Source organism: Mesorhizobium sp. M3A.F.Ca.ET.080.04.2.1 (assembly GCF_003952525.1).
Taxonomy (GTDB): domain Bacteria; phylum Pseudomonadota; class Alphaproteobacteria; order Rhizobiales; family Rhizobiaceae; genus Mesorhizobium.
The window spans coordinates 5,195,252-5,207,204 of the sequence record NZ_CP034451.1; the positions used below are offsets into that span (position 1 = coordinate 5,195,252).

Below are 11,953 nucleotides of genomic sequence, written 5' to 3' on the forward strand. Positions count from 1 at the left end.
TGCCGATGGGTGCGGCACCGGTGCGCATAGCTGTAGAACGATGGACCGTTCCGCTTTGCCCATCCGGGCTTGCCGGAATATCCGCCTTCCCGTTGCTTGACGAAAAACGGATGTCGCCTTGGATCTTTTTCTCCAGACCTTGCTGAATGGCCTCCTGATCGGCGGTGTCATCGCCACCTTTACCATCGCCTTCCAGCTCGCCTTCGGGGTGTTGCACGTCATCGACTTCGCGGTCGGCGGCTGGGTCGTGCTGGGCGGCTATCTCGGCTACTACATCACCGCGTGGCTCGGGCTCGACGGCTTCCTCGCGATCCCGCTGGCGTTCGTTCTTTTCGGCGCCCTCGGTTATCTGATCGGCCCGGTGCTTTACAATGTTCGTAACAGCCGCACGGCGCGGCCGGAGTTGATGGCCCTGGCGCTCAGCTTCGGCTTGTTCACGCTACTGCGCGGCGGCATGCTGACCGCGTGGGGCTTCAACACCCGCAACGTCACAACCGCGCTGAGCGGCGAAAGTCTGGCGATCGGCCCGGTCACGGTTCCGTTGATCCGGGTTGTGGCAGCGGTGTTCGCCGCGGCGATCGCCGGCGGGCTCTTCCTGTTTCTTTATCGCACCCGCTACGGACTGGCGATCCGCGCAACTGCCGAGAACCGGCACAATGCCGCACTGATGGGTGTCAACATCGGACGACTGAGCGCCAATGTCTATGGCCTCTATGCCGGCATCACCGCCATGGCCGGGGTCTTGATGGGGGCGATCTACTCGGTCAATCCGGAGGTCGGCTTGCGCTACACGCTGTTTGCCTTCTTCGTAGCCGTTCTTGCCGGTCTGGGTTCTGTCGAGGGCGCGCTGGTGGCGGCCCTTTTGCTAGGCGTCATCGAAGCTTTCGTCTCGACCTATGTCGGCGCCAGCTATTCGCTGCTGGCGATCTTTACCACGCTGTTTCTAGTTCTTTTGATATCCCCGCGTGGGATCCTGCGGCGGGGGCTCTGACATGGCGCTGCTACCGACAAACGCGCAATGGCGAGGCCTCGTTCTCCTCGCCATCATCATCGTCGTGCTAGGCGCCCTGCCATGGACGGTGAACAATTACTGGCTGCGCATCGCCACAGGCGCGCTGATGTGGGCGGGGCTCGCTTGCTCATGGAATATGCTGGGCGGATATGCCGGCTACATCAATTTCGGCCAGTCGGCCTTTTTCGGTCTTGGCGCCTATGTAACCGCGTTCCTGATGGGCGATCCTTTCGGGTTGCCTTTCTCAGCTACCATTCCCGCCGGCATGGTGGTGACCGCATTGTGCGCGGTCATCATCGGCGCACCGACACTGAGGCTGCGTGGCGCCTACTTCGCCATCGCCACCTGGGCTTTTGCCGAGGTGCTGATCCAGTTCGCTTCGGCAATGGATTTCACCGGCGGCATCGGTGGTATCGGACTGCCTCCATATCTCAACGAACGCTTCTTCTATTTCGCTATGGTCGGGACCGCCGTGCTGACGTACTTCCTCACCTGGGCGCTGTTCGAGCGTTCGCGCTTCGGGCTGAAGGTGAAGGCGCTACGCGACCACGAGCCAGCGGCAGAGGCGATGGGCATCAACACGGCCCTGGTCAAGCTGCAGACTTTCGTGCTCAGCGCTGTCACGGCGTCCGTCTTCGGCGCCATCTTTGCTTACTGGGTTACCTTCATCAATCCGAAGTCCGTTTTCGGCGGCGACATCACCGACCAGATGGTAGTGATGGTGCTGCTGGGCGGCCTGGGCACGCTGTGGGGACCGGCCATCGGCGGCGTCGCATTGTTCGTCGTCAACCGGCTGATTTGGATGTATTGGGGCGACACCGCCTTCTACATCGCCATCCTCGGCACCGCCATCGTCTTGGTGGTGCTGTTTCTGCCCAACGGCATCGCCGGGCTGTTCGCAAGGCGCAAGAACGACGCGCTGGACAAAGTCCTGGACAAGCTGATCGGCAGCGGTGAGGGAGGTCACCCATGAGCGGCGGGATGCAGTCGGCAGCCGATCCGATCCTGAGCGTGCGCGGGCTCTTTAAGCATTTCGGCGGCATCAAGGCCGCCAACGGCGTCGAACTGGCGGTCGGGCGGCACGAGATTGCCGGGCTCATCGGCCCCAATGGCTGCGGAAAATCGACCCTGTTCAGCCTCGTTTCCGGCACGATCATGCCGGACAAGGGCGAGATCTGCTTCGACGGCCATGCCGTCGCCGGAATGAGCGCGCACAGAGTCGCCCGGCTCGGCCTGGCCCGTACCTTCCAGATCCCGGCCCTTTTCGACAATATGACGGTGACCGAGAACCTTCTTGCGGCGGCGGCGGAAGGTCACTGGCAGGGCGCACACGAGCGCGCGGCCGAGACACTTACCCTCCTCAAGCTCGAGCATGTCGCCGACAACCGCGCCTCGGACCTGTCCGGCGGTCAGCAGAAGCTGCTGGAATTTGGTCGCGCCGTCATGCGGCAAGCATCGCTGATCCTGCTCGACGAGGTAACGGCAGGCGTCCACCCCAACATCCGGAAGATCATCCTGGAAGCGATTGCCCGGCTGCGCAAACAGGGCGTGTCCTTCCTCGTCATCGAACATGACATGGAGATGGTTCGCAACGTCTGCGATCGAATCATCGTCATGGATTCGGGACGGGTGGTAACCAGCGGCGCCTTCGAGGACATCGTGCGCAATTCTGAAGTCATGCAGACCTACCTGGGACGCCCGCAATGAGCACGCTGGCCTCCGAGAACATCGTCACCGGCTACGGCAAACAGGAGATCGTTCATGGTATCTCGTTAACGGCCGAGCTCGGAAAAATCACTTGCATCTTCGGGCCGAACGGCTGCGGCAAATCCACCTTGCTGAAGGCCATCGCCGGAGCGCTGCCGGTGTGGAACGGCGCCGCCCGCCTTGGCGAGACCGTGCTGTCCAATCTGCCCGTGCACGAGGTGGTACGGCAGGGGCTGGTGCTGATGCCGCAGGGCGGTGGCGTGTTCCCGCGCCTGACGGTGATGGAGAACCTGCGCATGGGCGGTTACGCTATCGCCGACAAGCGGCTGGTGGAAAGGCGCATTGAGACATTGATCGACCAGTATCCGTCGCTGGCCAGGCGGCGCAAAACGGCGGCGGGCGCGTTGTCGGGCGGCGAGCAGGCGATGCTGTCGCTGGCCCGCGCACTGGTTTCGGAGCCACGCTTTATCCTGCTCGACGAGCCTTCCGCCGGCCTATCACCGGCCATGGTGATCGAGACGCTGGAGCGCATCACGACGCTGACGAAGCAAGGCATCGGCATATTGATGGTCGAGCAGAACATCCGTGAAGCCATGCCGATCGCAGATAAGCTCTACATCTTGGCCGCCGGCTCGAAACGCTTCGAGGGCAGCCCGCAAGACGTCCGCGACGACCGTCAGATCATGGACATTTACATGGGTGGAGTCTGAAGCCTCTAAGCTGACGCCTTCTTGCCAGTCGTCTACGAATGCTGCCGGCTTGCCCGAGCAACACGCACAAGGTCTGTCCGCCCTCGTATTGACCGGCCCCACGCCGCCTCTTGCCTCGTCCGTATTACAGTTCAGATTCTTCCTGTAGGCCGGGACGGGGCGAGGGCAAGGTTGAAGTCGTCGGCAGATGCGGATGGGTGTTGCAGGTCGAGGCAGTCGTATTCTGATCGGCTGGCAAGATCACGACCATTCGCGCGTGGCGCCTCGGGAAGAGCGGCCTTCCGGCTACCAAGAAGATGAGGGCGAGACCGCATATCACCAAGATTGCGGCGAACGTGTTTGCAATTATCTCGCCAAATTGCATTCGCGATCTCTCTCGCTATCGATCCTTGCCGTTCGGGTGAATCCCGGCTCCTTATGATACCCTTGAGCAAGGGACTCTATTCCGCAGTCCTTTGCCGATGAGGCCTGCCCGCCCTCCAAAAAAAGAATTTCGCTGTCGTCTGGAATAGTTTCCGACCGGCCTTGGTAAATGGTGCAAGGAGGGTGAGCCCGACGTGGAAGCGTTTCGAGGCCATGTCGGAACCAGGGAGCGGCGCAAGCAACTGACGATGCATGGCTCTCAGTTCTTGCAGTCGGGAGGAGTACGCTCCCATCCGGCCCAGCGGTTGCCTGTCCCTGTCCTTGACCGCTGGGCCGCGCGCTTTGGCGCGAGCGGGTTGGCTAGGGTGGCCCAAGGAGTAGAAACAGCTCTGGTGATATGAAAACGAAGTTGGACGTCATACCGTACCTGGAGGATCTTTGGCGTTACGGTCGCGTCCTGACCGGCAACGACTCTGAGGCGGATGATTTGGTTCAGGAGGCGCTTGTCCGCGCCCTGTCAATGGCCACCAGCTATGACAGTTCTCGCCCATTGCTGCCCTGGCTCGTTACGATCGTTCGCAACACGTTTCTCACACATGCTAGCCGGGCCCATGCCGAACGGCAGCGCCTAGCAACATTCGCGGATGTGTCCGAGTCAGCATTGCCGCCTGCGCAAGAGCATTCTGCGGAACTCTCCAATGTAAGAAAGGCTCTGGCGCGAATTCCGGCCGATCAAGCCGAGATACTGCATCTGGTCGGGGTACTCGGCTTCACCTATGCGGAAGCGGCCGAGCTGCTGGGCGTGCCGTCAGGAACGGTGATGTCCCGCCTGAGCCGCGCTCGCGCGGCGTTGAAGCAAAACCTGGAAAATACGGACGGCGGGTCTTCCCGTCATTTCAAGATCGTGGGAGGGCGCGATGTGGCCCACTGATAAGATTTCCGAAGAGGATATCGGCCGCCTGCTGGACGGTGAGCTTTCGCAGTCGCAGAGATCCGACCTGCAAGCCCGGCTTGCACGAGAGCCGGAACTGGCGGCGGAGGTCTTTGCTCACGCACAGGCTATGGAGGCGTTGCGCGACTCCCAGCCGCGGCGGCTGTTCCCGCCCAGCGCGAGCGTGGAGAAGGCGAAGCGACTGGAAGGAGCGTTTCGCCGCAGGAAGGTGCTTAGCCTGCTCCGGCTTCAAGTCGCCGCGGTCGCGTTGGTGGCGATCGGCTGGTCGGCCAACTCGTTGACCGTGCCGCTTCGCCAGGGAGGCAAGACGGCTGACGAAACCTTCATCCTGGCCGCGAGGGACGCCTTGCGCGTCGCGCAGCTCAATGCAGGCCCGGAGAAAGGTGCCGAGCCGAAGCAGGACAAGATCGAACGGCTGGTTGGCGCCGTCAACGTCAGCATGCCGGCTCTTCCGTCTGTTTGGGTGGTCAAAGATGTCCAGGTGCAGCCCTGGAATGGTCAACAAAGCCTGGTTGTGACGGCTGACACACCAAGCGTCGGGCGCATCACCCTCGTCGCCGCCCCAATGAACGGCGAAGACGCAGTCCCGCCGACTCCGGCCACTGACGGCCGCGTCCCAACGGTCTACTGGCAATCGGGGGGTACGGCCTACGCCTTGATGGGCTCGGCCGCTCCGGACAGGCTCGAAGTGGAAGCAAAGCAGATCGAAGTCGCTACGCGGAGGAATGTTTCTCACAAGATAAGAGGTTGATCACCGCCCAGGATTGATAGCCGCATTCCGTCCGCGATCCGCCAGAGCCGCCCACCGTTCCGGTCTAGCCGCTTCGCCTTCGGAGAGGATTCTAGAGAGACCTTACGATGAACATTTTGCCTTTTGAGAGGAGATATTTTCCCTCCTCATGCCCGGTCTGCGCTGGAACGGCTTTGGAGGCCGAAATCACGTTCCGCAAGGTAGAGTTTCAGTGTGCTTCTTGCGGTGCCTTTGAAATCACCTCGGCGGCGCGAGCCGCCATGAAGGGACTCTCCCAGGAGAGTCGCGGGGTGTGGCTGGCGCAGGCGCGCCAACACGGTTCAGCGATACCGCTCGTAGCTTGCGCAAACGAGACCTTGTCGCATGGGGCCGCGTTTTGACCCCGCGTCATAACGATCAGGAAGTGCGACCGCGCGGGCGCTTCCTCACGGCCCGGCGTCAGGCTGGGGTGATGCCGGGCCGTTACACCGTGATGCTTGCCGACTTCTTCAACCAAGGAGAGGTAACTTGTTTTGAATAAAACCAACGCGATGCGCAGACTGAACGACTACGAGGAAGTTGGTTTGATTGGGTATCCCTGCGATGGGGAGTACATCGCGGTGGTGGGCACCAACAAACCTCAAGGTTGGCTGCTTGGGGGAGAGTTGTGTGGGCTGAATGGAGCGATCCTCGCCGATCAGGCCGCGGCATTGCCGAGATATTATCCGCAAGGCTGCCGCCTGGTCCTGGCCACGGTAAGGGACGATTGGGTCGTCGCTATCCGGGATTATATCCCGCAGGCGAAGGATCGGCCCGAGTTCCCGTCGTGACGGCCAGATCGGACGACCGAGACATAAGGCTTGCCGATATCCGCGCCGCGACGATGCTGCTAGCGTCGGAAGTGCCATAGCGGGCTATCTTGCGGAGCGGCCGATCTCGGCCACAGGCAAAGATTCAGCAGGCACTTGTTACCGCTACGTCGGGCTTGCGGCACGGCTGCCCGACGGACATTACGATGTTCAATCGCTCTCTCCTGGTGAATGGATCAAATCGGAAGACGCGATTGATGTCCGCCTCGATCCCAGTGCGCAAGCGAGGCGCTTGTTCGATCAGAATCGGCCGGAACCCGGCGGCTGCGAGCCAAAAGGCAAGTGTAGGTCCCGCAATGCCTCCGCCGGAAATCAATACGGTTCGGTCGGTCATATATGGCACCGTTCAAAGCACTTCGCCGGGATATGCGCCCCACAAGTCGGTTTGTCTGACGAAGCCGGTCGTCATCCCTAGGGCAACAGCGCACCATTTCCCGTCACACCCTGTCAGTCTGACCCCGACGCGAGGCTCGAGCCAGGCCGTGATAGGACCATCGATTGTCGGTTTCTTGCGCAGCGCTACTTCATTGTTCGCCCAGGGAGCGACAATACCGGTTCTGCGCCCTGACAACAGCGGACTGTAGATCCATCCGGTGGTCCCCTCCCAATCCCTTACACGGCGCCAATTGTCATACTCTTGGTAGATTTCCAGGGGGATGCCCGGTCGTGTCATGACCCATTCAATGTCGTAGCCTGTGCCCGGCCCGACGCGCAGATTGGCGGGTGAAGCTTTCAGTGAGACGAAGCGGGGCAGCGGAAGAGTCCGGACCTCAGCCCGCAGCCCTGTCGTCGTTGCGGGTATCGAGACCAACGCAGTTGTAAGAATGAGAAGGACGAATACGAAGTGTAACCGTCGTTTGACCTGCCGGCGGACTGTCAAGAAACCGACACCGGAATGCATGGTCGTTCACCTGCGAATGCGAAAGGGATCGATCATCTTCGTCAGCCGTGGGAGACGCCGCCCGATGGCGCACTCCGGACGAAAAGTGGCGATCAACCTTTGCTGTTGTCCTGAGCCACGTTGCTGGTCGGGATCGTGTCCATTGCCGCCAATTTTTCCGCGCACAGGTCCGCGGCTCCCGGGGCGTCTTTCTTCATTCCGGCCAGTTTCACCCACCCGCCGTCGCTGATGAAGCTGTCTCTCTGGTAGGAAGACGTTCCCTTGAGCTTGGCCAGGTTATCGCCGGCGTTCGACGCTGTGATAAACTTTTGGACGCAGAGATTGGCGACGAGTTCGGCCCTGGCCTTCATTGCCGAGGTCTTCGCCATTTCAGACGCCGTTCCGGCCGTGGTCCAACCGCCGGCCGTGAAGCCGACGATCATTGTCAGCACCACGGCGCCCGCGACCGACCAAAACCAGAGTGTCTTAGAGGGCTGGTATTCTTCGAAGCGCTGCGAAATCGTTTGATTGCTTGCCATGTGTTCCTCCCGTTCGAAATGCGTTCTTGTTTCGGATTGATTTCCGCCGCCGGGCTATCGGTCGACTTGGCGTTTCTCCGCAGGGGCGACCCAGCTTGGAAGATGGGGCAGGGGGACGCCCGGTCCGATTGGCAGAATCTTCGGTCGTGAGCAGGTCGGCGCAGATACTCGCACACGCGTGCTCATCTCCCGCATTCGGGCGCCTGAGATGCTGTGCTTGAGCACCCGGAAATTTTCAAGAATGGTGAGTGCGGACAAACTTCACCTCGATGCTTCATATACCAAGCTTGCCCGGAAACTATTCCGAGCCAGTCGCAAACATTGTCGTCATTTCGCCGGCTGTACCCAAGGACAAGCTCTCAAGAGCATGTCTTGCCGCGTTGCCTCCGAGCATGGACGAATCCTGGGGCAGGCACTGGCGACACGAGGCCATAGCTGGGCGAAGCAAGTCTGAAGGAGAGATATGGGACGCGGTGATCCGCTCCGTGCCGCTTGGCTCGGCGAACCCTGTTGAGCTATGTGAGGTTCGCTGGACTGAGCGCATACGAGCCCGGCGCTCGAGCATCCGCGATGCGCCTTACGTCAACAACCTGTCTACATGCACAGTTTGCAGAGACTCGAGTGCTTCTTGCAAATGTGTTGAACGTATACTACGTTATGTTCAACGCAGGAGGTTGGCATGGGTGCTCAAATCCATACTGCTGCAGACAGCGAAGCAAAGGTCGCGCTGACCCGTAACAAGCTGGTCCTTGAGCAGGCGAGGGCCGTTGGTCTGCTCGGCTCTGCTAAGAACACGCGTTTGTCGGGGCGTGTATCGTCGGACCTGCTCGCCGCGGCCAAGAAGCGCGCCCACGTCACTTCGGACACCGAGTTGTTGGAGCTTGCGCTGTCGCGCCTGGCGCTGGAGGACGATTTCGGGGCTCGTCTCGTCAAGCGCAAAGGCAGCATCCCCTCGGATATCGACCTTGGGATTTGATCTTTCCGAAACCCTCCGAGCACTCAAGCCCCAGAAACGCCAGGGAACACTCGCGCGCCGGGCCGATGACGATCTGCCATGGAGCGACGACGAACCGATTATCGGCGGTCCATTGTTTCTGGACACCACCGTCTATCTGGATGTTCTGCAGGGTCGATCGCCGGCAGGGGTGGATACGCTCTTAACGTATCGGCTGTGCCACCATTCGGCGGTGAGCCTTTCCGAACTGACACACATGTTCGGCCGACTGGATCCGAAGCATACATCTACGAAGGCTGTTCTGGAAACGATCCAAGCCACGATCGCGGATATACCGCAGCACAGAATTCATGCCCCCGATATTGCAATCTGGGGGCAAGCCGGCATCCTCGCTGGCCTGCTCTTCCGAACGAGCAATTTGCCAAAGGGCGAAGGTTACGAACGCAAGTTCCTCAACGACGCTCTGGTTTTCCTTCAGGCGCGGCAACTGGGTGCAAGCGTGCTCACGGGGAACGTCCGGGACTTCGACTTTCTTTCCCAACTCGTTCCGACAGGGCGCATTGTTCTGTACCGCACGCCAGAAGCGTCGCGATCTGTATGAATTGGGAATGGTTCAGATCGTTCTTGATGACACCAGTACGGCGCATTGCTGCTCAAGTCGAGACCGAGCCAGACGAAAGAGATCTGCGGCGTTGATGACGAAAGCCGCAAACGCGGTCAATTGCCTCCGTACATGACCTTCGGCAGCCAGAGGACGATCGAGGGAAACACGATGCACAGTGCCACTCCGACCGCCTGCAGGCACAGGAAGGGGACCGCGGATCGGAAGATCGTCGCCATCGATATCTCCGGCGGGGCAACACTCTTCAGATAGAACAGCGAATAGCCGAACGGTGGGCTCAGGAACGCCATCTGCATGTTGACCATGAAAATGACGCCGTACCACAGCGGCACGTCTTCAGGAGCCACACCGGCCAGGCCGAACGTGCCGCCGAATTCGAGCGACTTAAGGATGGGCAGAAATATCGGCACGGTGAGAAGGAGAATGCCCACCCAGTCCAGAAACATGCCAAGGACGAACAGGATGATCATCATCAGAACAAGGACGCCGTAAGGCGCCAAGCCTGTTCCGAGTATGGATTCGGCGACGAAGTTCTGCCCGCCCTTGAGGATGAAGAAGCCGACGAACATGGTGGCGCCGAAGAATATCCACATGACCATCGCCGTGGCCTTGAGCGTCGCGACACTGGCTTCCCGGATCGTGTCCCAGGTTAGGCGCCGGTGTGCGGCGCAGACGATGAAAGCACCGAACGTGCCGATGCCGGCGGCCTCGACGGGCGTGGCAATGCCCATGAAGATGACCCCGAGCACAAGCAGGATCAGCAGTATCGGCATGAACGTGCGGCGCAAAAGCTTGAGTTTTTGGGCGAAGGCGATGCGTTCGTTCGGCGGCAACGCTGGGCCGAGCTTGGGGTTGATGTAACAGCGCGCCGTCACGTAAACGACGTACATCCCGGACAGCAGCAGCCCAGGAAACACCGACCCGATCAAGAGTTCGCCCAGCGACTGCTGCGCGACGACGGCATAGACGATCGCCATGACGGAAGGCGGTATGAGAATGCCGAGGGTCCCGCCAGCAAGAAGCGAGCCGCAAGCGAGCTTGGCGTCGTAGTTGCGGCGCAGCATGGCAGGCAGCGCGATCATGCCCATCGTCACTTCCGTCGCCCCGACCACGCCGACCATCGCGGCCAGCAGCGTGCAGGAGATCACCGTGGCCGAAGCGAGCCCGCCCTTCAGTCCGCCCAGCCATTTGTAGACGACATCGAACAACTCCTCGATGATGCCCGCCTTCTCGAGGATCGCGGCCATGAAGATGAAAAGCGGCACCGCCGAGAGCTGATAATCCGTCATGAACGGGAAGACTCGAGACGGCAGCATGTTCAGCATGGCCGAATTGCCGAACAGAAAGAGGAAAAGCACGGCAAGGCTGCCGGTGCAAAAGGCCATCGGCAATCCGAGCAGCAAAAGCACGCCCAGACCACCGAACATCAATATGCTGAGCCAAAGGATCGGAAGCTCGAGACCCATCGCTCAGCTGGTCCTTCCGAATGCAGTGGCGATATCGCGCATCAGCCGGGACAGACCCTGAAGCAACAGGAGCGCCGCCCCGATGGGGATCGCGAGCTTCACCGGCCAGTATTGAATGCCCCATTCCGTGAACGAGCGTTCGCCAACCGCCATGGCGTCACTGGCAAAACGCCAGCCTGTAACCAGCATGGTCCCCGTGAACAGGAAGAAGAAGGCCGAGGTGATAATGTCGCAGATGGCCCGACCGCGCTCGGAGAGGTGGCTGTAGACGATGTCTACCCTGACATGGGTCTCGTCGCGATAGGCATAGGCTCCTGCCAGCATGTACTGGATGCCAAACATAAGAAACATGCTCTCATGCACCCAGTTCGTCGGCGAATTGAAAACGTAACGGGCCACGACCTCGTAATAGTAGGCGATGACCGCGAGGACCGACCAGTAGGCGACCAACTCGCCCGTCACTTTGACCAGCCGGTCGACCGGACGGAAGACGGCGAGCGGAGCTTTGATCGGCGTGGCAGGCACGTCGGTCACCAAAGGATGGGTGCCGGTCGGGGCCACTTGAATCTCGCGTTCGCGAGCGCGGCGAACCAGGCCCGGCATCAGAAAGATGTCGCCTGCGAGAACGATGCCGAGGAGAATTCCGGCAATTCGGGCAACGGTGTTCGAGCGGGCGAGCTCAGCGAGGGCGGCAGCGTTATTGGTACGCGTGGTTGCCGCATCCGCCTCGGCCTTGGGGAGGCGACCGGCAGCACCGCTCTTGCCGGACGTGATGTCGGCTCTGGTTTGCGCCAGGGCTCTTTCGGCGTGTTCGGCCTGGGAGCGGGTCAGAGACAATGTTTCGCGCCCATCCCGCACCTGGGCACTGGTCCAGAGAACAGCGACGAAGAACGGGATGAACAAGAACCCCCAGCGGCTCTTCAGGTAGAAACGGTGCATGCCTAGAAAACCGGCTGTGACCAGGAAGAAATAGGCGAGGAACAGGTTGGCTCGGCCGGCATCGGGTCGAGCACGCTCGCGATAGACGAAGAAGACCGCGGCAATCGGAAAAAGCACGAGGCTCGACCAGTAGAGCCAGTGCGGCAGCACAAATGTGAGTGAGGGCATCGGCGACTGCCTCTTGAAGGAGAGTGCGCCCGCCCGGGCAG

General features: G+C 60.7%; 13 protein-coding genes. 9 read left to right on the forward strand and 4 right to left on the reverse strand.

Going from position 1 to position 11,953, the window contains the following annotated elements; translation table 11 throughout:
• The first annotated feature begins 118 nt into the window (after positions 1–118).
• The 7 genes from EJ074_RS24800 to EJ074_RS24835 all read left to right on the forward strand — a co-directional run bounded on the left by EJ074_RS24800 (position 119) and on the right by EJ074_RS24835 (position 6,304).
• Positions 119–991: a branched-chain amino acid ABC transporter permease gene (locus EJ074_RS24800; protein WP_095806853.1), complete on the forward strand. Its 873-nt coding sequence runs from the start codon at positions 119–121 to the stop codon at positions 989–991.
• A 1-nt stretch (position 992) separates the two neighbouring features.
• Positions 993–1,985 (forward strand): branched-chain amino acid ABC transporter permease, encoded by a 993-nt coding sequence (locus EJ074_RS24805; RefSeq protein WP_095806852.1) that lies wholly within the window; start codon positions 993–995, stop codon positions 1,983–1,985.
• Complete coding sequence (locus EJ074_RS24810) at positions 1,982–2,719, forward strand: ABC transporter ATP-binding protein (protein WP_095806851.1); 738 nt, start codon at positions 1,982–1,984, stop codon at positions 2,717–2,719. The genes EJ074_RS24805 and EJ074_RS24810 overlap by 4 nt, the downstream gene beginning before the upstream one ends.
• The gene (locus tag EJ074_RS24815; RefSeq protein ID WP_040973253.1) at positions 2,716–3,429 is read left to right on the forward strand and encodes an ABC transporter ATP-binding protein; all 714 of its coding nucleotides are present in this window, start codon (positions 2,716–2,718) and stop codon (positions 3,427–3,429) included. Before EJ074_RS24810 ends, EJ074_RS24815 begins: the two co-directional genes overlap by 4 nt.
• Positions 3,430–4,201: 772 nt before the next feature.
• Positions 4,202–4,723, forward strand: coding sequence for a sigma-70 family RNA polymerase sigma factor (locus tag EJ074_RS24825; RefSeq protein ID WP_245420386.1), 522 nt, complete (start codon positions 4,202–4,204; stop codon positions 4,721–4,723).
• A 130-nt stretch (positions 4,724–4,853) separates the two neighbouring features.
• The gene (locus EJ074_RS24830) at positions 4,854–5,495 is read left to right on the forward strand and encodes a hypothetical protein (protein ID WP_245420385.1); all 642 of its coding nucleotides are present in this window, start codon (positions 4,854–4,856) and stop codon (positions 5,493–5,495) included.
• A 512-nt stretch (positions 5,496–6,007) separates the two neighbouring features.
• The gene (locus EJ074_RS24835) at positions 6,008–6,304 is read left to right on the forward strand and encodes a hypothetical protein (RefSeq protein ID WP_129553846.1); all 297 of its coding nucleotides are present in this window, start codon (positions 6,008–6,010) and stop codon (positions 6,302–6,304) included.
• 385 nt (positions 6,305–6,689) lie between these two features.
• On the opposite strand, the gene EJ074_RS30680 is transcribed toward EJ074_RS24835, so the two are convergent.
• Positions 6,690–7,244, reverse strand: a complete 555-nt coding sequence (locus tag EJ074_RS30680; protein WP_095806845.1) for an SH3 domain-containing protein — start codon at positions 7,242–7,244, stop codon at positions 6,690–6,692.
• A gap of 92 nt (positions 7,245–7,336) precedes the next feature.
• Positions 7,337–7,762, reverse strand: a complete 426-nt coding sequence (locus EJ074_RS24850) for a hypothetical protein (RefSeq protein WP_095806844.1) — start codon at positions 7,760–7,762, stop codon at positions 7,337–7,339.
• A gap of 679 nt (positions 7,763–8,441) precedes the next feature.
• Between EJ074_RS24850 and EJ074_RS24855 the strand changes: the two genes are divergently transcribed.
• Together EJ074_RS24855 and EJ074_RS24860 are read left to right on the forward strand one after the other, a co-directional pair.
• Positions 8,442–8,738 carry a hypothetical protein gene (locus tag EJ074_RS24855; RefSeq protein ID WP_095806843.1) on the forward strand — a complete coding sequence of 99 codons (297 nt, stop codon included), beginning with the start codon at positions 8,442–8,444 and terminating at the stop codon, positions 8,736–8,738.
• On the forward strand, positions 8,728–9,318 hold the full coding sequence (locus EJ074_RS24860) for a hypothetical protein (protein ID WP_095806842.1): 591 nt from the start codon (positions 8,728–8,730) through the stop codon (positions 9,316–9,318). Before EJ074_RS24855 ends, EJ074_RS24860 begins: the two co-directional genes overlap by 11 nt.
• 116 nt (positions 9,319–9,434) lie before the next feature.
• Here EJ074_RS24860 and EJ074_RS24865 read toward each other — a convergent pair whose 3' ends face one another.
• Both EJ074_RS24865 and EJ074_RS24870 read right to left on the reverse strand, forming a co-directional pair.
• Positions 9,435–10,805: a TRAP transporter large permease subunit gene (locus tag EJ074_RS24865; RefSeq protein WP_095806841.1), complete on the reverse strand. Its 1,371-nt coding sequence runs from the start codon at positions 10,803–10,805 to the stop codon at positions 9,435–9,437.
• Between the two features lie 3 nt (positions 10,806–10,808).
• Positions 10,809–11,912 (reverse strand): TRAP transporter small permease subunit, encoded by a 1,104-nt coding sequence (locus EJ074_RS24870; protein WP_095806840.1) that lies wholly within the window; start codon positions 11,910–11,912, stop codon positions 10,809–10,811.
• Between the last annotated feature and the right edge of the window lie 41 nt (positions 11,913–11,953).